Origin of the sequence: Terrabacter sp. GCM10028922, assembly GCF_042666095.1 — a bacterium.
In the GTDB taxonomy this organism is placed as follows: Bacteria; Actinomycetota; Actinomycetes; order Actinomycetales; family Dermatophilaceae; genus Terrabacter.
In genome coordinates this window covers 83,546-105,834 of the sequence record NZ_JBHTFG010000007.1, presented here as the reverse complement: position 1 = coordinate 105,834, position 22,289 = coordinate 83,546, and the positions used below count along the sequence as shown (strand labels likewise).

Here is a 22,289-nt window from a genome sequence, read left to right as displayed (position 1 = left end):
TGACTCGCCCCTCGAAACCGCGAACTCGCGGCCGGCCCCCTCACCCCGCGACGAGCTCGACCTCGAAGCCTTCGCCGCTCTCGAGGTAGGCCGCGTAGTGCTGCGGTCCACCGGCATACGGGTGCGTGTCGGCGAACATGAGCGTCCACCCACCCTCGCCACAGGCATTCGCGACGGCATCGACCTCCGCACGGGAACCGCCATGGAACGCAAGGTGGTTCAGTCCCGCACGCTTCCGCTCGTGCCGGCCCTTGACGACGTCGGGACCCGACTCGATGACGACATAGAGCGAACCGAGCTCCCACGCCTGCCCGTGGCCCCAGTCGTCGCCGAGGTGGTAGCCGAGCCGAGCGAGCAGCCAGCCCCACTCACGGCCGGCCGAGACGATGTCGTCGACCCAGATCTCGACGTGGTGCAGCCCGCCGCGGGACCCGGCACTCCTTGTGGCGGCGGATCCCCCGAAGTCCCACCGTGCTCGCCCCATGTCGGCGCGGCCGCCGTCGACGAGCCCGCGCACCATCGGCGTGCCCTCGGCGCGCCAGTGCTCGACGGCCTCGTCCTCGAGCCCCTGCGGCGGCCTGCCGTCGGAACGGATGACGCGCCACCAGGGCACGTCGGAGCCATACCTGCTCATCACGGTCCCGACCGTGCGCGCCCCCATGCCACCGAGGCGCTTGGCGATGTCGCCGTAGGCCAGAACCCGCCCCTCGGGGATCGTCGCGACGAGGTCGAGGACGCGCTCGGCGTGGTCCTCCAGCGACACGGGCGTCCTCTCACAGTCGTCCTCGTCGGTACGCAGCCGGCTCAGTACTCCGGCTGGGTCGGGTCGATCTCCCGCAGGTACGCGAGTATGCCGCCCTCGACGTTCGCGACGTCGGTGAGCCCCGCCCGCAGGGCCAGTCGCGTCGCCTCGGCCGAGCGAGCGCCCACCTTGCAGTGGATCAGAACCCTTCTGTCCGAAGGCAGCTCGTCGAACGCCTCACCAGACCGGAAGCGGTCGAGGTGGATCGGGACGGCGCCGGGGATGGATGCGATGGCGCGCTCCTCCTCGCCACGCACGTCCACGAGAAGCGGCGGGTCGGTGGCCGCGAGCTCGTCGGCCATCTCGCGCACCGTCACCGTCGGCAGGTCACCCTCGTCGTGCGCCGCCGCGCCGGGCACGCCGCAGAACTCGACATAGTCGATGAGCTCGGTGACCGTCGGGTCGTCACCGCACACAGGGCACTCGGGATCCGCGCGCACCGTCAGGGTGTCCCACGTCTGGCGCAGCGCGTCATGGACCATGAGCCGGCCGACGAGCGGCTCGCCGATGCCGAGAAGCAGCTTGATCGCCTCGGTCGACTGGACCGAGCCGATGGCTGCACAGAGCACCCCGAGCACCCCACCCTCGGCGCACGACGGCACGGACCCGGGCGGTGGCGGGTCGGGGAAGACGCATCGGTAGCAGGGCCCGTGCCCGGCCCACCACACCGAGACCTGCCCGTCGAAGCGCAGGATCGAGCCCCAGACGTGGGGCTTGCCGAGCATCACGCACGCGTCGTTGACGAGGTAGCGCGTCGGGAAGTTGTCGGTGCCGTCGACGACGAGGTCGTAGCCGCCGATGATCTCGAGGGCGTTGGAGGAGTCGAGGGCGACGTCGTGGCGCACGACGGCGACGTGCGGGTTGACGAGGCGCACCGCCGCCTCGGCCGACTCCGTCTTGGGACGGCCGATGTCGGCGTCGGAGTGGATCACCTGGCGGTGCAGGTTCGTCAGGTCCACGACGTCGGCGTCGGCCACGCCGATCGTGCCGACTCCGGCCGCCGCGAGGTAGAGCAGGGCAGGCGATCCGAGGCCGCCCGCACCGACGACGAGGACCCGCGCGGCCGCGAGCCGCTCCTGGCCGTCACGGCCCACGTCGGGCAGCAGGACGTGACGCGCATACCTCGTCGTCTCGGCCTTGCTGAGGGCCCGACCCGTCTTGACCAGCGGATCCGTCGACATGCCCACACCGTACTGCTCGGTATGGTGAGAAACGACAGGGTCGTCCCGCGGGGGCGGGCGCCGAGCACCGACGAGAGACGCGTGGGCCCAGCAGGCCACACGCAGAGGATCCGCATGGCAGACGAGACCATCGCCACCGGCCGCGGCCAGCGGCTGCCCCGATCGGAGCGGCGTGCCCAGCTGCTCGACGCCGCCCTCGGCGTCTTCGTCGAGAACGGCTACCACGCGGCCGCCATGGACGACATCGCGGCGCGGGCCGGGGTCTCCAAACCGGTCCTCTACCAGCACTTCCCGGGCAAGCTCGAGCTCTATCTCGCCCTCATCGACCAGCACACGGGGGAGCTGGAGCAGCTCGTCCGTGACGCGCTGACGCTCCCGGACAACAAGGCGCGCATCAACACGATGACTCGCGCCTACTTCGACTTCGTCGGTCAGGAGGGCGCCGCCTTCCGCCTCATCTTCGAGTCCGACCTCGCCAACGAGCCCGAGGTCCGCAAGCGCCTCGACCAGATCGACCTCACGTGCGCCGAGGCGATGGCGGAGATCATCCGCAGCGAGACCTCGATGGACCAGGAGGAGGCCGTCCTCGTCGGCGTCGCCTTCGTCGGCCTCGCCCAGACGTCGGCGCGGCACTGGCTGACCCACGAGGCGACCTTGTCCAAGGAGACCGCCGTCCGCATCACGGCCGCGCTCATCCGCCGCGGCTTCGGCGCCTTCCCGGCTGTCGGCAAGACCGACAGGACCGACGGCGAGAGGGCCGGCGAGGCGACCCGGGAATCCGTCGGCACCGGCGCTGGTTAAGGTGACGACTGGACGCGGCCGACCGCGTCCACCCGAACTGAGAAAGCAGGTTTGACGTGGAGGTCCGCATCGGCGTGCAGAACGTGGCACGCGAGATAACCTTCGAGACGACGCAGACGACCGACGAGATCTTCGCGGCAGTCAGGGCAGCTCTCGGGTCCGACGCCCTCGAGCTGACCGACGACAAGGGCGGACGCGTCATCGTCCCGTCCGCCTCGATCGGCTACGTCACGACGGGTGCCGAGCGCAAGGCCGGCGTCGGATTCGGCGCCCACTGACGGCATACGAGGAGCACACTCCCGCAAGCGAACCCGCCCCAGCACGCGGTACGCCACGGGTCATCCAGGCCGCCGACCGGTTCCGGTCGGCGGCCTCGTGCATGCCGCGCCGTCGTGTCGACCGGTCGACGGCCGAACGCCCGGCCGTCCGGGCGTGGGACATCCGTGCGCGGCGGGTACGTGTCGTCTGAGAACGAGCCGGGACCACCGGATCGTCGCCGCCCGCCCGCCGGGCTTCGAAGGAGGAAGCGAAGACATGATCGGAACCATCCTGATGGCCCTCGTCGCGGGAGCGATCGTGGGACCGCTCGCCCGACTCGTGCTCCCCGGCAGGCAGGACATGAGCGTGCTGCTGACGGTGATCCTCGGCGCCATCGGTTCGCTCATCGGCGCCTTCATCTACTACAAGGCCACCGGGGTCGACGACACCAAGGGCATCGACTGGATCTCCGGCCTCATCGGCGTCGTCGTGGCGGCCGCGCTCATCGTCGGCTACGGCATGGTGACGGGCAACCGCCAGACCCGCTGACCCCGGCCGGTGCCAGACCGTCCCACCGCTGGGGTGTGCTCGCCGGAAATGGCGGGGCCACATCCACCACTCCAGCCCCAAGCAATGGCACATTGAAGATGTAGGAAGTGATGTCCGCCACCCCTTGCGGACCGAGCGGTCGCCAACCGCGACCAGAAGGAGCGTCACATGATCGGAACCATCATCGGGGCTATCGTCGTGGGTGCCATCATCGGTGCCCTCGGTCGACTGCTCGTGCCCGGCAAGCAGGACATCTCGCTCGTCGTGACGATCCTCATCGGCATCGTCGCCAACGTCCTCGTGACCCTCATCGTGCGGCAGTTGGGCTACTCCAACCAGAGTGGCATCGCCTGGATCCCGCTGATCCTCGGCGCGGTCGTCGCCGCCGTGATCATCGTCATCTACGGACGTATGACCAACAAGGCCGTCTGACCCACTGGATCACGAGCGAAGGGCCCGGCCGCCGGTCGGGCCCTTCGTCGTTCGCCAGGGCAGGACGAATGCGGTCCGCCCGGTCGGGCCCGCCGGCGGCCGCCGCGGGACGGCCGGGTCAGGCGGACAGCCCGAGACGTTCCATCCGTCGGGAGTGCTCGTCGGTGAGCCGGGCGAACATCCGGCCGAGCTCGGCCAGGTCGGCCCCGGCCCGGCCGGGGGCACCGACGAGGATGCTCGCGAGCGCGTCGCGTTCGACGCCGACCCGCTGGGCCTGGGTGATCGCCTCGCCCACGAGACGACGACCCCACAGGGCGAGCCGGCCGGCGACGCGGGCGTCGGCGGTGATCGCCTCACGCACGACCGTGACGGCGAAGTCGGCCTGCCCGGTGTCCTCGAGCACGCTGACGACGAGGTCACGGGTGTCGTCGTCGACGTAGCGCGCGATCTCGCGGTAGAAGTCCTGGGCGATGCCCTCGCCGACGTAGGCCTTGACGAGGCCCTCGAGCCAGTCGTTGGCGCTCGTGCGCTCGTGGAAGGCGTCGACCGCGGGCACGAAGGGCTCCATCGCCGCCTCGGGCTCGACCCCCAGCGACCGGAGGCGCTCGGTGAGCACGGTGTAGTTCTTCAGCTCGTGCGCCGCGAGCAGCGCCACTGCCGACTTGTGGCGCAGCGTGGGCGCGAGCTCCGCATCCTTGGCCAGCTGGCTGAAGGCTCGCAGCTCGCCGTACGCGAGCGCTCCGAGGAGGTCGGTCACCGCGGCGAGGTAGCCGGGCTCGTCGGTCGGTTCGGGCGTCGCGTCGTCGCTCATGCGCCCAATCTAGTGATTGGTTTCAGGCCTTCTGCCCGCTTGCCGGTAGAGTGGGCTTGACAACTCGGTGCCCGGTCGGCCCGATGGTTTGCCCAGATGGTGCTCGCGGACTCCCCGCGCACCGGTGGAGCCCGCACCGCGAGAGCCACCCACCGTCCCTGACAGTCTCCGATCGGCCCGTCACGCGCCACTGAGCTCCCGCTAACACCCGGGGTGCTCGTGCCGATCGAGAGATACCCATGACCCAGCCCCATGAGACCCCCGCCGAAGCAGGGGTCGCCACGGACGCGCCCGAGCCCACCGTCAGTGAGACCGTCACCGACACGGTCAGCGACACGGGAGCCGAGACTCCTGCCGACGTGCTCGACGTGGAGGACGATGCCGACGAGAGCGCTGCTGGCCTGCCGCCGGAGCCTCCTGCCGAGCCCGTCGTTCCCGCCCCGACCTTCGCCGACTTCGACGTCCACCCGGACATCGTCGCCGCCCTGGCCGAGGCCGGCATCGTCACGCCGTTCCCGATCCAGGCGATGACGCTCCCAGTAGCCCTCGGGGGCCACGACATCATCGGCCAGGCCAAGACCGGAACGGGCAAGACGCTCGGCTTCGGCGTGCCGATCCTCAACCGCGTCGTCGCCCCGGGCGACGACGCCTTCGAGTCGCTGACGCGCCCCGGCAAGCCGCAGGCGCTCGCCGTCGCACCGACGCGCGAGCTCGCCGTCCAGGTCTCGGGCGACCTCGAGCGAGCCGGCCGCAAGCGCGGCATCCGTGTGCTGACGGTCTACGGCGGCCGCGCGTACGAGCCCCAGATCGAGGCCCTCAAGACCGGGGTCGAGGTCGTCGTCGGCACCCCCGGGCGCCTCATCGACCTGGCCAAGCAGGGCCACCTGGACCTGTCGCAGGCCCGCACCGTCGTGCTCGACGAGGCCGACGAGATGCTCGACCTCGGCTTCCTGCCCGACGTCGAGACCCTCATGTCGCTCACCCCGGGCTCGCGCCAGACGATGCTCTTCTCCGCGACGATGCCGGGCGCGATCGTCGCCCTCGCGCGCCGCTACATGTCGCAGCCCACCCACATCCGCGCCATGGGCGACGACACCGAGAACGCCCACACCGTCAAGGCCGTCGAGCAGTTCGTCTACCGCGCGCACGCGATGGACAAGGTGGAGATGCTCTCGCGCATGCTGCAGGCCAACGGCCGCGGACTGACGATCATCTTCAGCCGCACCAAGCGTACGGCCGCCAAGGTCGCCGACGAGCTCGTGGAGCGTGGCTTCGCGGCCGCGGCGATCCACGGCGACCTTGGCCAGGGCGCGCGTGAGCAGGCGCTGCGCGCCTTCCGCAACGGCAAGGTCGACATCCTCGTCGCCACTGACGTCGCAGCCCGCGGCATCGACGTCGAGAACGTCACGCACGTCATCAACTTCCAGTGCCCCGAGGACGAGAAGACCTACCTGCACCGCATCGGTCGCACGGCCCGCGCCGGCAACACCGGTGTCGCGGTGACGTTCGTCGACTGGGACGACCTGCACCGCTGGGCGCTCATCAACAAGACGCTCGACCTCGGCATCCCAGACCCGCAGGAGACGTACTCGAGCTCGGACCACCTCTTCTCCGACCTCGACATCCCGACTGACGCCAAGGGCCACCTGCGCAGGTCGCAGCAGAAGCTCGCCGGCCTCGGGGCCGAGGAGATCGAGGACCTCGGCGAGACGGGCAAGCGCCACGGCCGAGGTGCCGGGCGCGGCGCGACCGGCCGCGGCGGGCAGCGCGACGGCGGCCAGCGCGATGGTGGCCACCGCGACGGGGGTCACCGCGAGGGTGGCCACCGCGATGGTGGCCGCTCACGCTCGGCTGAGCACGGTCCTGCCGAGGGTGACGCGTCCCCCGAGTCCGACGAGAGCCGTCCGCGCCGGAGCCGCAACCGCCGGCGTACGCGTGGCGCCGGCGCCGCCGCTGCGGGGGCCGCGGGCGAGGGCACGCCGGGTGACGAGTCGTCGGCCCCCGCGGGTGCGAGCTCCGACGACGGCGAGGGCCAGTCCCGTCCGCCTCGCCGGCGTCGCCGGCGTGGCGGAGCCGGCCGCGGGGAGTCCGCTGCGGCGACCAGCTCGGCGGAATGACACTCGGCTCGCCGCTGAGGTGAGCACGTGACGGGCCCGGGCCGGCCGCGCACCTCTGGGTGCGCGGCCCCCGGGCCCTCGCACGTCCCGGCCGGGTCGAGCCCCGTCGACCGGTCCACGGTGCGGTCGGCGCCGTGGCTGGATGGCGCGGTGCTCCTACGCTGACGGGGACGAGCACCCGAGGCACACCGGGGAGGCACCGAGATGAAGCTCCACGAACGCATCGACGGGCGACTGCGCGCCTTCATCGAGGCGCAGCACCTGTTCTTCGTCGCGACCGCGCCACTATCTGCCGACGGACACGTCAACGTCTCGCCCAAGGGCCTCGACACGTTCCGGGTCCTCGGTGAGCACGCGGTCGCATACCTCGACCTCACCGGCAGCGGCTCGGAGACGGTCGCGCACCTGCGCGAGAACGGTCGCGTCACGATCATGTTCTGTGCGTTCGAGGGCCCGCCCAACATCGTGCGGCTGCATGGCAGTGGCCGCTACGTGGCCTTGGAAGACGCCGAGTTCGACTCGTACCGAACGCTCTTCACTCACCACCCCGGCGCGCGTGGCGTCGTCGTCGTCGAGGTGGAGCGGGTCTCCGACTCCTGCGGCTACGCCGTCCCGTTGATGAGCCATGACGGGGACCGCGACCTGCTGACCCGCTGGTCCGAGAACCGCGGCGACGACGGCCTCGCCGCCTACCGCGCGACCAAGAACGCGGCATCCATCGACGGTCTCCCCGCCCTCGGCTGAGCGCCCGCGGCTGAGAGCCCTCGGCTGAGACCGCCTTCCCTCGAAACACACCGAGAAACACGCAACACCCCGGGTCCAGGACCCGGGGTGTCGGCAGCTATTCGGTGTGTTGCGCAGGAGTGCGTCGAGAACGTCGATCAGGCGGGTCACAACCGTGCGAGCAGTGAGGCGGCGACGTCGCGGTAGGCCTGGGCGCCCTTCGACGTGCGGGCCGTGGAGAGGATCGAGCGGCCCACCGCCGGGGCCTCGGCGAAACGCACCGTCTTGGGGATGGGCGGTTCGATCACGGGCAGGTCGTAGCGCTCGCCCACGTCGGCCAGCACCTCGCGCGCGTGGTTGCTCCGACCGTCGAAGAGCGTCGGCAGGATGCCCCAGACCTCGAGGTCGCGGTTGAGGATCTTCTGCACGTCGGCAACGGTGTCGAGCAGCTGCCCGACACCGCGGTGGCTGAGCATCTCGCAAGGCATCGGAATGATGACCCCGTCGGCCGCTGTGAGGGCGTTGAGGGTCAGCACTCCGAGGCTTGGCGAGCAGTCGAGCAGGACGACGTCGTATGCCGTGTCGGCCCCTTCGAGGGCCGAGCGCAGGACGTACTCGCGTCCGGGTCGTGGCAGCAGCATGGCCTCTGCGCCGGCGAGGTCGATGGCGGACGGGACGAGGTCGACGCCCTCGTCGCAGGTCAGGACGACCTCGTCGACGGCGGCGGCGCCGGTCAGGACGTCGTGGATGGACCGCTCCACGGTGTCGGGGTCGACGCCGAGCGAGAAGGTGAGGCACGCCTGCGGGTCGAGGTCGACGAGCAGGACCTTCAGCCCGTGCTCGGCGAGGGCGGCTCCGAGACTCGCGACCGAGGTCGTCTTGGCGACACCACCTTTCTGGTTGGCGAGCGCGATCGTCGTCGGTGCGCGACCGTCTGGGCGGGGCGCGGCGGGCGCGCTCTTCGGGGGGCGTGGCACCATGCGGCCCAGTCTGTCAGGCACTCGTGACGGGGACGAACAGGACGTCCGTCGTCCGCGTGAGCGTCCGGACGTCGAGGGAAGCCCCCGCGAGGTCACGGGTCTCGTAGCCGAGGTCGATGAGCCGGTCGAACACGACGAGCTGCTCGCTCCACGCCGGGTGGGTCGGGCCCCACCCGATCTCGCAGAGGATGAGCGGACGGCGCGACCACAGGTGGATCGATGGCAGCAGGCCACGCAGCACCCGGTACTCCGCGCCCTCGACGTCGATCTTCACAAGGTCCGGCACTGCGTCCAGGCCGAGATCGCTGTAGCGCACCACGTCGATCTCGAGGGCGGCCATCGTGGCCGGGTGGGCCTTCTCCGCGACGAGGGTGTTCCACCCGAGGTTGCCGTCGCCGGCGACGAAGATCCGTGCCGTGCCGGTCTCGTCGCCGAGCGCCACCCGGTGCACCACGGCTGTGCACGGCAGGGTGCGGGCCGTCTGCGCGCAGAGGTCGGCCAGGTTGGGGACGGGCTCGAAGAGGTGGACGGTGCCGCGGAACCCGGCGCGCTCGGTCAGCACCACCGTGAAGAACCCGATGTTGGCTCCCACGTCGAGCACCACGCCGTCGCGGGGCAGGTAGCCGGCGACGGCGTCGACGAGCGCCTCGTAGGTCGGCCGCCTCGCGTCGAACCAGGCCCGGGCCGTCGCCAGGTCGACCATCATGGGAGAAGCCACCGCGCGCGACGAGGACGTGGAGGCCGCACGCGCGCCCGACACAGCGCTGGCACCGCCGCGCCGTCTGTTCACCCGGCGGCGCCACCACCTCCGCCCCGCATGCAGCACACCCCGCAGGCCCCGACGCGCGTAAACGTCTCGGATCGCCGCCAGGCTGGGCACCTGCCCACCGTAGTGGTCGGTGGGGCGGGCGTGGCGCGTTCCGGCGGGTACTGGTGCGCTGGCGATGCGTTCAGAAGGCGGAGATCGAGCCGGCGGACCGCTCCGACCGGGTCAGTGCGGACACGACTGCGCCCTGGCCGTGGCGCCGGACCGCGAGCCCGGTGAGGAGCCTGAGTACGGGCTCGAGCACGGAGTCGGGCAGGGGCGGCGACTCGAAGCCGACGCTCGCCGCCACATCCTCGCCGTGCACGACGACCTCCATCATCCGTCCGGTGAGGAAGTCGTCGCGTCGCAGCGCCCAGCCTGCCCACGGGATGAGCACTGCCCGCTCGGCCGGCTGCGACGCGAGCAGCTCGGGCAGCACCTCGCGCGCCGCCAGCACGCCGGCGAGCACCTCGTCGCGGCCGAGAGCCGCCTGCTCGTCACCTCCCGCCCGGATCGACACGTTGACCTCGTCGTCGAGGGCGGCCGAGACCCACGCGGACCTGGCGTAGTGCTCGCTGAGGGCAATCGCGTCGGTCGCCGGCTCCGCCCTGAGGAGCCGCACCGCTGTGGCCGGCTGGCTCGCGAGGTGCGCGACGAGCCCGCCGACGCTCCACTCGGGCAGGGCACTCGGCTGGTCCCACGCTGCGGCGACGTCGTCGCGGGAGACGATCGCGACGACGTGGTCGGTGGCCGCGAGGAAGGCAGCCCGCACGTCCCGGACGTCGGGCGCGGTTGCGGTCGCGTCGAGGTCAGGCATCGTCACGCTCCTGTGGAGTGGCATCCGGGGTGGCGTCGTAGCCGGCGGGTTCGAGCCCGGCCCAGTCAGACTTCTCGGGTCCCATCCGCTGACCCTCGGGACAGTGGGCGCGGAAGTCGCACCACGAACAGATCGCGGACGTGCGGGCCTCGAAGCGCGCCGACTCGACCCCCACGTCCTTGAAGTCGGCGTCGGCTCGACGCAGGTCGGAGGCGATCGACTCGGCCTCGGCGACCTTGCGGGCCAAGGACTCGTCGGTGTGCTCGTGCACGGCGACGGTGCCGCTCGGCACGTGGTGGAGCTCGACCCGATGGCACGGACGTCTGAACATCCGCGAGGACGCGACGGCATACAGCGCGAGTGGCAGTGAGGTGCGTGCGTCGTCGTCGGTGGGCACCTGCCGACCGGTCTTGTAGTCGACGACGACGAGCTCACCGTCACGGTCGTCGAGGCGGTCGACGCGTCCCGTGACGGCGATCTCGTCGGTCTTGAGCGACACGCTGCGCTCGATGCCGACGGGCTGGCGCTCGCGGTCGCTGCGGCGGAGGTACTCCGTGACGGCGTCACGCACCCGCAGGCGCCAGGCCGCGGACTGCTCGGGGTCGCGGAAACCGACGTCGATCCACGACGTGCGCACGAGCTCCGCGACCCCGGCCGGCGTGCGCTGGGACGCCGGGAGGTCCCAGAAGTCACGCAGGACGTTGTGGGTCGCGATGCCGACCGAGGTGTGCGCCCGCTGCGCACGAGCCTGCGGACGGGGCCGGTCGAGGTACTGCATGCGGTATCGCCGTGGGCAGTCGAGCCAGGCGAGCAGTCGCGACGGGGAACCCGAGTAGAGCGGCGTGGGCATGCCCGCGAAGCTCGTCTGCTCGGCCGGCGCGTTCCTCACGCGGCCACCCTACGTCGGAGCGGCGACACGCCGACGGACCCGTGCACAGGCGTCACGGCCCGATCGCCGGACCCGCAGCGCGGGAAGAGCGGGCGCCTCGTCGGTGTCAGCTCTGTCCGGAGACGAACGCCCGAACCGAGTCGGCCACCATCTGCACGGCGATGGCCGAGAGCAGCAGACCGGCGATGCGGGTCAGCAGCATCGTGCCGCTCTCGCGGAGCAGCCCGCGCACCTGTCCCGCGAAGCGCAGGACCAGGTAGACGAGGAGCATCGCGGCCACCAGCGCGGCTGCGACGGCGACGTACTCGCTTGCGGCGTCAGACCGCTGGACGGCGAGCATCGTCGCGACGATGGCGCCGGGGCCGGCCAGCAACGGCGTGCCGAGCGGCACGAGCGCGACGTTCACACCGGCATCCGCGAGGGAGTCGGACTCCTTGCCGGTCAGCAGCTCGAGCGCGACGAGCAGCAGGAGCAGCCCGCCGGCGCCCTGGAGGGCGGCGATGGAGATGTGCAGGTAGTCGAGGATGCTCTGGCCGAAGAGCGCGAACATCGCGATGACGAACACCGCGACGAGCGAGGCGCGCCGGGCTGCGACGTTGCGCTGCGTCTTCGTCAGCGACCCGGTCAGTGCGAGGAAGATCGGTACGGCACCCGGCGGGTCGAGGATCACGGTGAGCGTGATGAACGTGCTGACGAAGATCGTCATGTCGAACCAGCTCACGGGCTCAGCACCTCCGTGACCCCGCTGGAGGCGGCCACCACCGCATCGAGGACCTCTGGGCGAGTCGTGTTCTCCGCGAGTCGGTTTCGCTTGCCCTTGCCGTGGTAGTCGCTCGATCCCGTGAGCAGCAGGCCGAACCGGTCCGCGAGCCCGGTGGCCCGAGCGACCTCCGCCTGCCCGTGGTCACGGTGGTAGGCCTCGAGCCCCGCGAGCCCCGCCTCGCACATCCGCTCGACGAGGGTGTCGTCCAGCCCGCCCGACCGCGTTCGCGTGAAGGGGTGGGCGATGACCGGCACGCCGCCTGCGGCGCGGACGAGCTCGACGGCCCGGACTGGTTCGGGCGCGTAGTGGCCGACGTAGTAGCGCGAGTCGTCACCGAGCCACTCGCGGAACGCCTCGTCGCGGTGCCGGATGGTGCCGTTGGCGATGAGTGCGTCGGCGATGTGCGGCCGCCCGGGAGTCGCGCCCGGCGCGACCTGCGCGAGCACCTCCGCGTAGGTCAGGGGTATGCCGTCCGCCGCCATGAGCGAGACCATCCGCGCCAGGCGCGTGGACCGTGAGCTGCGAGCCCGGGCCAGCTCGGCCATGAGCGGCGGGTCGTCCGGATCGGTGAGGTAGCCGAGCAGGTGGATCGAGGAATGTCGCCACGCGCAGGAGATCTCGATGCCACGCACCAGCGCCACGCCATGCCGCGCGGCGGCCTCGGCGGCCTCGTCCCAGCCGGCGACCGTGTCGTGGTCGGTGATGGCGAGCACCTCGACACCCGCAGCGGCCGCGGCCGCGACGAGCTCAGCGGGCGTGTCGGTGCCGTCGCTGGCCGATGAGTGCGTGTGCAGGTCGATGACCGGTCTCGCGCCGGCATCGGCCGGCCTCCCCGTCGGTGTCACGCCCCAAGCGTAGGGGCGTGAGGTGCCTGTGCCCGCCACCGACGACACCGCGCCCAGAACCCCGCAACACACCGAGCAACCACCAGCGCACCGGGATCGGATGCCGGTGCGCTGGATGTTGCTCGGTGTGTTGCGATGAACCGCGTGTCACGAGCCGCTCAGGCGGCCGGTGAGGCGGTCGGTCAGGCGGTCGGTCAGGCGGTCGGTCAGGCGGTCGTTCAGGCGGTCGGGCGGTGGCTGGCGCGGACGGTGGTGGCGCTCGCGGCGCGGATGCGGGCGCCGATCAGGCCCGGTCGGGCGAGCTCGCTCCACACCACGCGTTCGAAGGGATGGCCCAGGCGACGCACGCGGTCCTCGCGGAGCTTCTCGAGCCAGAGGACCTCGGACGGGTCGGTCGCGGCCTCGTCCTGCTCGTCCCTCGCCCTCTCGTACTTCAGGCGCCCGTCGAACTCGAGCACGACCCCGTTGACGAGGAAGTCGACCCGCGCGACGAACCGCCCGTCCGGATCGGTGATGACGACCTGGCTCTCGTGCGCCAGTCCGAGGTCGTCGAGCACGAGCCGGGTCCGGGACTCCCCCACCGACTCGGCGCGCCCGTCCATGCTGAGCACGGCCTCCAATGCGCGCCGACGCCCCTCGTGCGGCGACACGCGCGCCACCTCCGCCAACAGCTCCGCACGGTCCACCAGCCCTCGATGCAGGGCTGCATCACCAGCAACCACGGCGCAGTCACGACCCATCGTGAGCGCCGACCGGACGACCGCCCTCGCCGGCGACACGACCGCGAGGCCACCGACGTCCTCCCCCGTCGTCCCCGACGCCGGATGGACCCAGACCGCACCTCGACGCACCGCCTGTCGCACCGACGACAGAAGGTCGATGCGGCCGGAGTCGTGGTCCCACAACGGCAGCCCGTGCACGGCCAGGGCGGCGTGGTGGCTCAACACGTCACCGGGTCGCGACCTGGCGACGGCGAGACACGTCAGGCGGTACCTCTCGTCTGTGTCGGCGTCCGCCCAGACACGGGCCGCGACGTACGCCCCGCGCCTGACCCGGACGAGCTCGCCGACCCGGACCGACCGGTGCAGGTCACGCTCGTCACAGCCGATCGAGAGGGCCTCGCCCGCCGAGAACGCGCCGGACTGCCGGCCGGCCAGAGCCTGAAGTCGCTCGTCCATGGCGCCAGCGTCGACGGCATACCCGGGGCTTGCCGCGCCCACGCTGGACCTGTGGACAGGCCAGGCCACCCGACAAGGGCTGTGGACGACCGCAACACACCGAGCAACCCGCTACACACCCGGGTCCGATCGCGGTGGGTTGCGGGTTGCTCGGTGTGTTGCGGGGTCAGGGGTTGCGGGGTCAGGGGTTGCGGGGTCGGGGTGGCGGGGATCAGGGCTAGGTGGGGTCAGGGCTCGGTGGGGGCACCCGGTGTGGCGGCGGGGCCGGGCCAGTTCCGGTCCGGCACGGGGGTCGGGCGGCCGGGCTGCTCGCCTCCCCGGGCCTCGAGGTAGCTCGACTTCGGCACCATGACCTTGCGCCGGAAGATGCACACGACGGTGCCGTCCTGCTTGTAGCCGATCGTCTCGACGTGCACGACGCCACGGTCGTCCTTCGAGGTCGACTCCCACTTGTCGAGCACGGTCGTCTCGCCGTAGATCGTGTCGCCGTGGAAGGTCGGCGCGACGTGCCGCAGCGACTCGATCTCGAGGTTCGCGATGGCCTTGCCCGACACGTCCGGCACCGACATGCCGAGCAGCAGCGAGTAGACGTAGTTGCCGACGACGACGTTCGCGCCGAACTGCGTCGTCTCGGTCGCGTAGTTGACGTCGAGGTGCAGCGGGTGGTGGTTCATCGTCAGCAGGCAGAAGAGGTGGTCGTCGTACTCGGTGACCGTCTTGCCCGGCCAGTGCTTGTAGACGGCCCCGACCTCGAACTCCTCGTAGCTGCGCCCGAACTGCATGTCCACTCCTCACCCACGGAAAGCCAACGGCCCCTAGCCTGCCCGAGCGCACGGCATACGAACACAGCCGTATGCCGTGTGCTTGCTCACGGTCGCTCGGTGGCCCCCGGCTCGGGCTCGGAGGACGCCACGACCCCGGTCAGGTCACCGGTGTCCGAGAGCACGGGCGCGGTGCTGACTCCGGCGACGGGCTCGGGGTCGACGAGCAGGGTCGCGCCGGCGGCGGGGCGGGGCCGCACGCCGTGGCGCTTCGCGACGAGGAGTCCGGCGAAGTAGGTGCCGAGCGAGACGCCGGCGGCGAGGCCGAGGCCGAGGCCGAAGGCCTGGACGAGGCTCGGGACCCCGACCGCGAAGCCGTTGCCGTCGGGGTCGGTGACGACCTGCGAGATGCCCACGTAGGCCATCCGCCCCGGCAGCAGCGGCACGATCGCGGCGGTCGTGACGGCCAGCGCGGAGATGGTGAGCCGTCGCGCGACGAGCCGGGCCGTGAAGCCGACGACCAGCGCGGCGGTCGCCGACCCCGTCACGGCGCCGAGCTGGAGCACCCGCTCCGCGAACGCGAGGATGGCCCAGCCGAGGCCACCGGCCACTCCGGCGACCACGACGGCCCTGCCGCTCGAGTAGGACATGACGGCGAAGGCGACGGCGATGACGACCGCGCAGCCGATCTGGATGCCGATGTCGTCGGTGAGCAGGGTCTGCGAGCTGATCGCGATCGGGTAGTCGAGCCGTTTGCCGAGCGACAGCACGATCGAGATGCCGACGGCGATGCCCAGCGACAGGACGACGACCTCGAAGGCCCGCGCCCCGGCCGTGACGTAGTAGCCGGCGAGGGCGTCCTCGGCCGCACCGACGACGGAGAGCCCGGACAGGAGCAGCACGATGCCCGACGCGACGACGAGCGAGGGTGAGACGTCCCCGAAGACGGTGACGCCGGCGGACTGCGCCACGACGACGAGGGTCGCGACCGCGGTCGGGATCGCCGCGCCGACGATCTGGGCGAAGAAGGCCGCGACGCCTGCGCCGGTGAGCCACGTCAGCACCCGGCCGACGACGGTCGCCGTGACGAAGCTGAGCGCCACGATGAAGACACCGGCCCCGACGAGCGCCGCCGCCCCGGCGGCGAGGACACCGCCGGCCACGGTGACGAGCCAGCGCCGGTACGGGTGGGGTGCGGTGATGACGGAGTCGAACCGCACCCGTGCCTCGTCGACCGCGACGGGGTCCTGGGACAGGTCGACGATGAGGCTGCGCAGCCGTTCGAGCCGGGTGTAGTCCTGGACGCGGAAGCGGACGATGCGCAGGACGGTGATCGGGTCGGCGTTGGGTCCGCGGTGGTACGACACCGTGACCGAGGTGTACGTGACGTCGACGTGAACCGAGCTGAGACCGTACGCCTTCGTCAGCGTCAGCACGGTCGCCGTGACGTCGGCCGCGGCGGCACCGGTCGCGATCATCGCGACCCCGGCCCGCATCGCGAGGTCGATGACGGCGAGCGCCGTGTGCGCGTCGACGCCGTCGGGGCTGGTCCAGATCGGGATCTCGTCGGTGGGGGGCCCGCTCGGTCTCATCGCCCGCCTCGTGCTCGCCCGCAGCGACGGCAGGCTGCGGTGGGCGGTCGTCGGCCGGGACGTTCGGTCGATGGTGGCCACCCCCAGACTGTATGCCGCGCGCCTTCCCGCGCCGGTACCCCCACGGGGTGCCGGGGCACCGGTCTCCAGCAGTCACGCACCGTTGGGAGCGACCGAAAACCGGGTGCGGCGGCTCTTCGGCTTCGTGACACGATGTCGGGGTGATGAGTGAAGACCAGAAGAGCTCTCCGAGCCGCAAGCGCCCGACGACCGAGGAGTTCCGGGCGTTCGTCGCGAGCGGCTGGGCGCCTCGCAGCACCGAGGTGACCCCTCGGGCCGAGGTCGCCGACCACGCAGCGCGTCGCCGTGACGCCGTGAGCGCCGCCTTTCCGGGCGAGCGCATCGTCGTCCCGGCCGGTGGCCTCAAGGTGCGCAGCAACGACACCGACTACGTGTTCCGGCCGCACAGCGCGTTCGCGCACCTGACCGGCCTGGGCAGTGACCGCGAGCCCGACGCCGTCCTCGTCCTCGAGCCGCGCGACAGCAACGGCGAGGGCACGGGCGGCGCCGATGGCAGCGGCGGCACCGGTGGGCACGAGGCGATCCTCTACTTCCGCCCGCTCGCCGACCGCGACACCGAGGAGTTCTTCGGCAACTCCCGCTACGGCGAGTTCTGGGTCGGGGCACGCACGACGCTCGCCGACATCGAGTCCGAGCTCGGCGTCACGGCCCGCCACATCGACGAGTTCGACGACGCCGTCGGCAAGGACGCCGGCGCGGTCACGGTCCGCGTCGTGCGCGACGCCGACGTCGACATCGCGGCCCAGGTCGACCGGGCCCGCGATGCGGCCGCGCAGACGGAGGGGTCCGCGGAGTCCGAGGCCCGCGTCGACCGCGAGCGCGAGGCCGACGAGCAGCTCGCCCACTTCCTGTCGACGTTGCGCTTCGTCAAGGACGAGTGGGAGGTCGAGCAGATGCGCGACGCCGTCGACGGCACCCACAAGGGTTTCGACGCCGTCATCGCCGACCTGCCCGAGGCGGTCCGGCGCGGCCGCGGCGAGCGCTGGGTCGAGGGCGTCTTCGGTCTGCACGCCCGTCACCACGGCAACGGCGTCGGTTACGACTCCATCTGCGCGAGCGGCGACCACGCCAACACGCTCCACTGGATCAAGAACACCGGTGACATCAAGGACGGCGACCTGCTGCTCCTCGACGCCGGGGTCGAGGTCGACTCGCTGTTCACCGCCGACATCACCCGCACGCTGCCCGTCGGCGGCACGTTCACCGACGCGCAGCGCACGATCTACGACGCCGTGTACGCCGCCCAGGAGGCGGGGATCGCCGCCTGCAAGCCCGGCAACATGTTCAGCGACGTCCACGCAGCAGCCATCCGTGTCATCGCCGAGCACCTGCACGAGTGGGGCCTGCTGCCCGAGGGCGTCGACGTCGAGGGCACGCTCGACCAGGACCACGGGCAGTACCACCGGCGCTGGATGGTCCACGGCACGAGCCACCACCTCGGCCTCGACGTCCACGACTGCGCTCTCGCCACCCGCGAGGAGTACTCCGACGCCGAGCTCGTGCCCGGCATGATCCTCACCGTCGAGCCGGGTCTCTACTTCAAGGCGGACGACGAGCTGGTCCCCGCCGAGTTCCGCGGGATTGGCGTGCGCATCGAGGACGACGTTCTCATCACCGAGGACGGCTGCGAGAACCTCTCGGCCGCCATGCCGCGCAGCAGCGCCGACGTCGAGCAGTGGATCGCCGGCATCTGGTCGGCCTCCGCGCAGGGCTGACCACAGACCCGAACGCCGCGTTCGGTGCGTCAGGGGGCGGGCGGTCAGCGCGTCATGGGGACGTCGCTCGGTGGTGCCGGTTCCATGCCGGGGTTGCCGCCCGTGCCGCCGCCCGTCGAGCCGGGCGCCTCGGTCGTGGCGTCGGGAGCGCCCGGGGCCCCGGGAACCACCGAGCCGTCGGACGAGACGGAGCCGTTCGGGTCGGGTCCGGGGATCGGCGGGCTCCACTGCTCGACGAGCTCCACGAGGTCGCCCGCGTCGACGCTCTCGAGGTTCGAACCGAGGACCGCGGGGTCACACTCGGGGTCGACGTTGATGCGCACGGCCGGCCCGACGGCATACGTGAGCACGAGCGAGAAGCGGGAGTCCGTGGCCTTGCCCGAGCCCTCGCAGGTCTGGCCCGTCGGACGCGTGGCGAGCGCGCGCAGCGCGTTGACGACCTCGGCCGACTGCGAGCCGTCGAGCTGGGTCGCCTTCGTCGCGCCGCTGGCCGACGTGCGGCAGACCGTCACCCGGGGGTCGCCGTCGGGGGCGAGGGATCGGTCGTCGCCGAGCCGGCCCCACGACCAGGTGTTGCACGCACCCGCGACCTCGGACGGTGGGCGCCGCGCCCCGAACATCCCGTCGAGCGTGACGCCGAGCGGAGCGCCCGACGTGAAGTCGCCGTTGGTGGACGTGGAGCAGGAGTTCGCGTCGGCCTTCGCCGCCACCCACACGATCGCGTCGCCGTACGCGACCCCGACGAGGTATGCCGTCTCGTTGCCGGCCATCGCCGTGCACGCGCGGGGCAGCTTGTTCCACCGCGGGGCCCAGGTCAGCGCGTCGACGACCTCGGCGCGCTGGGCCTCGGTGGCGACCGTTCGCTTCTGGAGCCTGAAGGGGGCGGCGAGGGGCCTGGTCGCCATGACGTCCATGACGGGATAGCCACAGACGACCAAGGACTGCGGCTTGCGGTCGGGCAGCAGCCGCGCGGAGCCGTCGACGCCCTGGGGCTTCTCCGGGACCGTCATCCCTTCTGCCGACGCGAGCGAGGCGGGACAGTCGAGGGCGCCGTCCGGGCCCATCGGCTGGGTCGTCATCGGACGAAGCGTCCCGACGGCGTCCCCGGTCGCGCCGGGAGTGGGGGTCGATCCGCACGCCGTGAGGGCGAGGACGCTGACCGCCGCACCTGTCACGAGGACGTGGCGCACGGCATACGGCGTGGAGCTGCGGGACTGCATCGGGGACTCCTTCGTCGGGGATCCGTCACCCAGAAGGACACACGAGGTGCCCGGTTCGTTGCAGCCGCACCGAGCGGGGCGGCGGCCCGTGCGGGCTTCAGCCGGCCGGCGGCGGACCCGGCTCGTCGGTGCGCGTGGCGGGCGGCGTGACGGGCGGCGTCACGGGAGCGGTGCGGAAGCTCGCACCGCCGCCGACGGCGATACCGGCGTCGGCCAGGATCTGCCGGCCCTGCTGGGCGAACTTGTGCTCGACGAAGACCTCGTAGCGCGTCGCGACGACCTGGCTGACCGACGCGAAGTCACGCGCGCCACGGGTGAAGGCGTAGCCGACGACCGACCAGACGAGGCCGAAGACGGCGCCGTAGAGGGCCGTGAAGAGCAGCAGCGTGACCGGACTGGTCGGGCGGGAGAACAGCGAGAGGATGAGCCCGACGAACAGGCCCAGCCACACCCCCGACAGCGCACCGCCGAGGGCGACGCGACCCCAGGTGAGGCGCGCCGTGACCCGCTCGAGCTGCTTCAGGTCGGTACCGACGATGAGGCAGTTCTCCACCGGGAACTGGTTGTCGGAGAGGGTGTCGACAGCGCGTTGCGCCTCCTCGTACTTCTCGAAGACCCCCAGCGACATGGGGTACTCCAGGGACAGCGTCGCGAATCCCTGCCGTCCCCCCGGACCCTTCGGTTGCAGGCTCATGCATCCATCCTCGCACTCCGCCCGGCGCGCAGAGGGGACCCTCAGGACTTGAGCTTGTAGTCCTCGACGAGGCGTCGGCCGATGATCATCCGCTGGATGTCGGCCGTGCCCTCGCCGATGAGCAGCATCGGCGCCTCGCGGTAGAGGCGCTCGATCTCGTACTCCTTCGAGTAGCCGTAGCCGCCGTGGATGCGGAAGCTGTCCTCGACGACCTGCGAGCAGTACTCGGACGCAAGATACTTCGCCATGCCGGCCTCGAGGTCGTTGCGCTGACCCGAGTCCTTCTTGCGCGCGGCCTTGACCATCATCTCGTGCGCCGCCTCGACCTTGACGGCCATGTCGGCGAGGCGGAAGAGGACGGCCTGGTGGTCGACGATCTTCTTGCCGAAGGTCTCGCGCTGCTGCGCGTAGGACACACCGAGCTCGAATGCCCTTCTCGCGACACCACATCCGCGGGCGGCGACGTTGACGCGGCCGACCTCGACGCCGTCCATCATCTGGTAGAAGCCCTTGCCCGGCTCACCGCCGAGGATCTGCGCGTCGCTCGTGCGGTGACCGTCGAAGATGAGCTCGGTCGTGTCGACACCCTTGTAGCCCATCTTGTCGATCTTCCCGGGCACGGTGACGCCCTGGGCCGTCTCGCCGAAGCCGGCCTCCTTGTCGATGAGGAAGGTCGTCATGTTCTTGTAGACGGAGTCGGCGCCGGTGTCGGTCTTGACGAGGACGGCGACGAGGTTGGCCGAGCCGCCGTTGGTCAGCCACATCTTCTGGCCGTTGATGGTCCATTCTCCGTCGCCGCCCCTGACGGCCTTGGTCTTGATCGCCGAGACGTCGGAGCCGCAGCCGGGCTCGCTCATCGAGAAGGCCCCGCGGATCTCGCCCGTCGCCATCTTGGGCAGGTAGTGCTGCTTCTGCTCGTCGGTGCCGTGCTGGAGCACCATGTACGCGACGATGAAGTGGGTGTTGATGATGCCGCTGACGCTCATCCAGCCACGGGCGATCTCCTCGACGCAGAGCGCGTAGGTGAGGAGCGACTCGCCGAGGCCGCCGTACTCCTCGGGGATCATCAGCCCGAAGATCCCCATCTGCTTCATCTGCTCGACGATGGACATGGGGTACTCGTCCTTGTGCTCGAGCTCCGTCGCGACGGGGATGATCTGCTCGTCGACGAACTCGCGGACGAGCTTGAGCAGCTCCGTCTGCTCCTCGGAGAGGCCGTCGGTCTGCTGGAGTCGGGACATGCGCGGATCGCCACCTTGCGTCTGGGCCGTGCGTCGGGCTTCGGTCAACTGCGACCGAGTATGCCGCCGCGCCGCCCACGCGGTCAGCGCGCTCGCGTGTGAGTACCGACACCTGTGTCGTCGCTCACCGGGGTCGGGACCCCGGCCGGCTACCAGGGCTGGCCGAACCCGACCTTCTTCGACTTGACCGGGCCCTCGAGCGTCGAGCGCTGGCTGAAGTCGCCGTTCTTGAGTCCGGTGGTGACGGTACGCAGCAGCTCGGTGCGGGTCGCCGTCGGCGAGTCCTTCATGGCCTTGAGGAAGAGGTAGGTGAACGCGCCGTTGGAGCGGCCGTCGAAGGTCGCGTCCGACGCCGTCTGGTCGGGCTTGCAGGCGGCGAAGAGCACCGGCTTCGAGGCCGTCGACCGGCTCCTCACGAGCTCGACGAGGGCCTTGCGGTCGACGGTGCGCACCGGCGTTGCCGCTCGGAGCGAGCGGGTGCGCTCCAGCCCCCGACGGGTCGGCGCGGGCAGGAAGCGGGGCCGGCGGCCGAGCAGCTGCGCCTGGAGGATCTCCTCGAGGTCCTTCAGGCCCGTGCCGCTGTGGCAGGTGTCGAGGAGCACCTCGAGCAGCACGCCCGACGGAACGCGAGCGAAGAGGTCGCGCAGCTCGTCGTCGACGATGACCGTGTCTCGGTCCCATTGGTCGCCCTTCTGGCGGATGTCGTAGCAGGCGAAGGCCTCGTCGAGGTCGTCCGCCTCCTGGTCGCCGCCGGGCTCGTTGGGCACCTGGGTGCCGTGGCTCGACAGCGTGAAGACGAGGTGGTCACCGGGCTTCGCCGACCCGACGAGCTTCTCGAGGGCGGCCATGACGTTGCGCCGGGTGGCGTCGGCATCGGTGAGAACCGTCGTCGAGCGAGCGGTGAAGCCGAGCGGTCTCAGCGCCTTCACGATGTCGTTGGCGTCGTTGACACAGCCGGCGAGCCAGCTGGTGTGCGGTAGTGACTCGAACTCGTTGATCCCCACGCACAAGGCCCTGCGTGCCATGACCGTTCC

General features: G+C 71.2%; 23 protein-coding genes. 7 read left to right on the top strand and 16 right to left on the bottom strand.

Features of this window, described 5'->3' with window-relative positions:
• Window positions 1–40: 40 nt before the first annotated feature.
• Together ACFQU3_RS08000 and moeB are read right to left on the bottom strand one after the other, a co-directional pair.
• Complete coding sequence (locus tag ACFQU3_RS08000; RefSeq protein ID WP_385908477.1) at window positions 41–763, bottom strand: MGMT family protein; 723 nt, start codon at window positions 761–763, stop codon at window positions 41–43.
• A 41-nt stretch (window positions 764–804) separates the two neighbouring features.
• A complete protein-coding gene (gene moeB, locus ACFQU3_RS07995; protein ID WP_385908475.1) occupies window positions 805–1,983 on the bottom strand; it encodes a molybdopterin-synthase adenylyltransferase MoeB in 1,179 nt (392 codons plus the stop codon).
• A gap of 114 nt (window positions 1,984–2,097) precedes the next feature.
• Here moeB and ACFQU3_RS07990 point away from each other — a divergent pair, with 114 nt between their 5' ends.
• From ACFQU3_RS07990 to ACFQU3_RS07975, 4 genes are all read left to right on the top strand, one after another.
• The gene (locus ACFQU3_RS07990) at window positions 2,098–2,784 is read left to right on the top strand and encodes a TetR/AcrR family transcriptional regulator (protein ID WP_385908473.1); all 687 of its coding nucleotides are present in this window, start codon (window positions 2,098–2,100) and stop codon (window positions 2,782–2,784) included.
• Between the two features lie 56 nt (window positions 2,785–2,840).
• Window positions 2,841–3,062 (top strand): DUF3107 domain-containing protein, encoded by a 222-nt coding sequence (locus ACFQU3_RS07985; RefSeq protein ID WP_385908471.1) that lies wholly within the window; start codon window positions 2,841–2,843, stop codon window positions 3,060–3,062.
• Between the two features lie 256 nt (window positions 3,063–3,318).
• Entirely contained in the window at window positions 3,319–3,591 is a 273-nt protein-coding gene (locus ACFQU3_RS07980; RefSeq protein WP_385908469.1) for a GlsB/YeaQ/YmgE family stress response membrane protein, read from the top strand.
• A gap of 168 nt (window positions 3,592–3,759) precedes the next feature.
• Window positions 3,760–4,023: a GlsB/YeaQ/YmgE family stress response membrane protein gene (locus ACFQU3_RS07975; RefSeq protein WP_385908467.1), complete on the top strand. Its 264-nt coding sequence runs from the start codon at window positions 3,760–3,762 to the stop codon at window positions 4,021–4,023.
• Window positions 4,024–4,141: 118 nt separating this feature from the next.
• Here the strand turns inward: ACFQU3_RS07975 and ACFQU3_RS07970 are convergent, their stop codons facing one another.
• On the bottom strand, window positions 4,142–4,834 hold the full coding sequence (locus ACFQU3_RS07970) for a ferritin-like fold-containing protein (RefSeq protein ID WP_385908465.1): 693 nt from the start codon (window positions 4,832–4,834) through the stop codon (window positions 4,142–4,144).
• A gap of 239 nt (window positions 4,835–5,073) precedes the next feature.
• Between ACFQU3_RS07970 and ACFQU3_RS07965 the strand changes: the two genes are divergently transcribed.
• Together ACFQU3_RS07965 and ACFQU3_RS07960 are read left to right on the top strand one after the other, a co-directional pair.
• Entirely contained in the window at window positions 5,074–6,951 is a 1,878-nt protein-coding gene (locus tag ACFQU3_RS07965) for a DEAD/DEAH box helicase (protein WP_385908463.1), read from the top strand.
• 204 nt (window positions 6,952–7,155) lie between these two features.
• On the top strand, window positions 7,156–7,695 hold the full coding sequence (locus ACFQU3_RS07960; protein WP_385908461.1) for a pyridoxamine 5'-phosphate oxidase family protein: 540 nt from the start codon (window positions 7,156–7,158) through the stop codon (window positions 7,693–7,695).
• Between the two features lie 146 nt (window positions 7,696–7,841).
• Here the strand turns inward: ACFQU3_RS07960 and ACFQU3_RS07955 are convergent, their stop codons facing one another.
• The 9 genes from ACFQU3_RS07955 to ACFQU3_RS07915 form a co-directional block, all read right to left on the bottom strand.
• A complete protein-coding gene (locus ACFQU3_RS07955; protein WP_385908459.1) occupies window positions 7,842–8,654 on the bottom strand; it encodes a ParA family protein in 813 nt (270 codons plus the stop codon).
• Window positions 8,655–8,667: 13 nt separating this feature from the next.
• Window positions 8,668–9,360 (bottom strand): FkbM family methyltransferase, encoded by a 693-nt coding sequence (locus ACFQU3_RS07950; protein ID WP_385908457.1) that lies wholly within the window; start codon window positions 9,358–9,360, stop codon window positions 8,668–8,670.
• A gap of 244 nt (window positions 9,361–9,604) precedes the next feature.
• Window positions 9,605–10,276, bottom strand: a complete 672-nt coding sequence (locus ACFQU3_RS07945; protein WP_385908455.1) for a maleylpyruvate isomerase N-terminal domain-containing protein — start codon at window positions 10,274–10,276, stop codon at window positions 9,605–9,607.
• Window positions 10,269–11,165 (bottom strand): RecB family exonuclease, encoded by an 897-nt coding sequence (locus ACFQU3_RS07940; RefSeq protein ID WP_385908453.1) that lies wholly within the window; start codon window positions 11,163–11,165, stop codon window positions 10,269–10,271. The genes ACFQU3_RS07945 and ACFQU3_RS07940 overlap by 8 nt, the downstream gene beginning before the upstream one ends.
• Window positions 11,166–11,271: 106 nt before the next feature.
• A complete protein-coding gene (locus ACFQU3_RS07935; RefSeq protein WP_385908451.1) occupies window positions 11,272–11,886 on the bottom strand; it encodes a MarC family protein in 615 nt (204 codons plus the stop codon).
• Window positions 11,883–12,773 (bottom strand): PHP domain-containing protein, encoded by an 891-nt coding sequence (locus ACFQU3_RS07930; protein WP_385908449.1) that lies wholly within the window; start codon window positions 12,771–12,773, stop codon window positions 11,883–11,885. Before ACFQU3_RS07930 ends, ACFQU3_RS07935 begins: the two co-directional genes overlap by 4 nt.
• Before the next feature lie 218 nt (window positions 12,774–12,991).
• Window positions 12,992–13,951 carry a type IV toxin-antitoxin system AbiEi family antitoxin domain-containing protein gene (locus ACFQU3_RS07925; RefSeq protein WP_385908447.1) on the bottom strand — a complete coding sequence of 320 codons (960 nt, stop codon included), beginning with the start codon at window positions 13,949–13,951 and terminating at the stop codon, window positions 12,992–12,994.
• A 227-nt stretch (window positions 13,952–14,178) separates the two neighbouring features.
• A complete protein-coding gene (locus tag ACFQU3_RS07920) occupies window positions 14,179–14,733 on the bottom strand; it encodes a MaoC family dehydratase (protein WP_385908445.1) in 555 nt (184 codons plus the stop codon).
• Window positions 14,734–14,819: 86 nt separating this feature from the next.
• Entirely contained in the window at window positions 14,820–16,385 is a 1,566-nt protein-coding gene (locus ACFQU3_RS07915) for a threonine/serine exporter ThrE family protein (RefSeq protein WP_385908443.1), read from the bottom strand.
• Between the two features lie 143 nt (window positions 16,386–16,528).
• Between ACFQU3_RS07915 and ACFQU3_RS07910 the strand changes: the two genes are divergently transcribed.
• The gene (locus ACFQU3_RS07910; protein ID WP_385908441.1) at window positions 16,529–18,100 is read left to right on the top strand and encodes an aminopeptidase P family protein; all 1,572 of its coding nucleotides are present in this window, start codon (window positions 16,529–16,531) and stop codon (window positions 18,098–18,100) included.
• 44 nt (window positions 18,101–18,144) lie between these two features.
• Here ACFQU3_RS07910 and ACFQU3_RS07905 read toward each other — a convergent pair whose 3' ends face one another.
• From ACFQU3_RS07905 to ACFQU3_RS07890, 4 genes are all read right to left on the bottom strand, one after another.
• Window positions 18,145–19,320: a hypothetical protein gene (locus ACFQU3_RS07905; protein WP_385908439.1), complete on the bottom strand. Its 1,176-nt coding sequence runs from the start codon at window positions 19,318–19,320 to the stop codon at window positions 18,145–18,147.
• 97 nt (window positions 19,321–19,417) lie between these two features.
• The gene (locus ACFQU3_RS07900; protein WP_385908438.1) at window positions 19,418–20,014 is read right to left on the bottom strand and encodes a general stress protein; all 597 of its coding nucleotides are present in this window, start codon (window positions 20,012–20,014) and stop codon (window positions 19,418–19,420) included.
• A gap of 41 nt (window positions 20,015–20,055) precedes the next feature.
• Window positions 20,056–21,255, bottom strand: coding sequence for an acyl-CoA dehydrogenase family protein (locus ACFQU3_RS07895; RefSeq protein ID WP_385908437.1), 1,200 nt, complete (start codon window positions 21,253–21,255; stop codon window positions 20,056–20,058).
• A gap of 149 nt (window positions 21,256–21,404) precedes the next feature.
• A complete protein-coding gene (locus ACFQU3_RS07890; protein WP_385908435.1) occupies window positions 21,405–22,280 on the bottom strand; it encodes a caspase domain-containing protein in 876 nt (291 codons plus the stop codon).
• Between the last annotated feature and the right edge of the window lie 9 nt (window positions 22,281–22,289).

Coding starts and splice junctions, on each gene's coding strand:
- moeB (WP_385908475.1), bottom strand. CDS start 1,983: ATGTCGACGGATCCGCTGGTCAAGACGGGTCGGGCCCTCAGCAAGGCC.
- ACFQU3_RS07990 (WP_385908473.1), top strand. CDS start 2,098: ATGGCAGACGAGACCATCGCCACCGGCCGCGGCCAGCGGCTGCCCCGA.
- ACFQU3_RS07980 (WP_385908469.1), top strand. CDS start 3,319: ATGATCGGAACCATCCTGATGGCCCTCGTCGCGGGAGCGATCGTGGGA.
- ACFQU3_RS07975 (WP_385908467.1), top strand. CDS start 3,760: ATGATCGGAACCATCATCGGGGCTATCGTCGTGGGTGCCATCATCGGT.
- ACFQU3_RS07970 (WP_385908465.1), bottom strand. CDS start 4,834: ATGAGCGACGACGCGACGCCCGAACCGACCGACGAGCCCGGCTACCTC.
- ACFQU3_RS07965 (WP_385908463.1), top strand. CDS start 5,074: ATGACCCAGCCCCATGAGACCCCCGCCGAAGCAGGGGTCGCCACGGAC.
- ACFQU3_RS07960 (WP_385908461.1), top strand. CDS start 7,156: ATGAAGCTCCACGAACGCATCGACGGGCGACTGCGCGCCTTCATCGAG.
- ACFQU3_RS07955 (WP_385908459.1), bottom strand. CDS start 8,654: ATGGTGCCACGCCCCCCGAAGAGCGCGCCCGCCGCGCCCCGCCCAGAC.
- ACFQU3_RS07950 (WP_385908457.1), bottom strand. CDS start 9,360: ATGATGGTCGACCTGGCGACGGCCCGGGCCTGGTTCGACGCGAGGCGG.
- ACFQU3_RS07945 (WP_385908455.1), bottom strand. CDS start 10,276: ATGCCTGACCTCGACGCGACCGCAACCGCGCCCGACGTCCGGGACGTG.
- ACFQU3_RS07925 (WP_385908447.1), bottom strand. CDS start 13,951: ATGGACGAGCGACTTCAGGCTCTGGCCGGCCGGCAGTCCGGCGCGTTC.
- ACFQU3_RS07920 (WP_385908445.1), bottom strand. CDS start 14,733: ATGCAGTTCGGGCGCAGCTACGAGGAGTTCGAGGTCGGGGCCGTCTAC.
- ACFQU3_RS07910 (WP_385908441.1), top strand. CDS start 16,529: ATGAGTGAAGACCAGAAGAGCTCTCCGAGCCGCAAGCGCCCGACGACC.
- ACFQU3_RS07905 (WP_385908439.1), bottom strand. CDS start 19,320: ATGCAGTCCCGCAGCTCCACGCCGTATGCCGTGCGCCACGTCCTCGTG.
- ACFQU3_RS07900 (WP_385908438.1), bottom strand. CDS start 20,014: ATGAGCCTGCAACCGAAGGGTCCGGGGGGACGGCAGGGATTCGCGACG.
- ACFQU3_RS07895 (WP_385908437.1), bottom strand. CDS start 21,255: ATGTCCCGACTCCAGCAGACCGACGGCCTCTCCGAGGAGCAGACGGAG.
- ACFQU3_RS07890 (WP_385908435.1), bottom strand. CDS start 22,280: ATGGCACGCAGGGCCTTGTGCGTGGGGATCAACGAGTTCGAGTCACTA.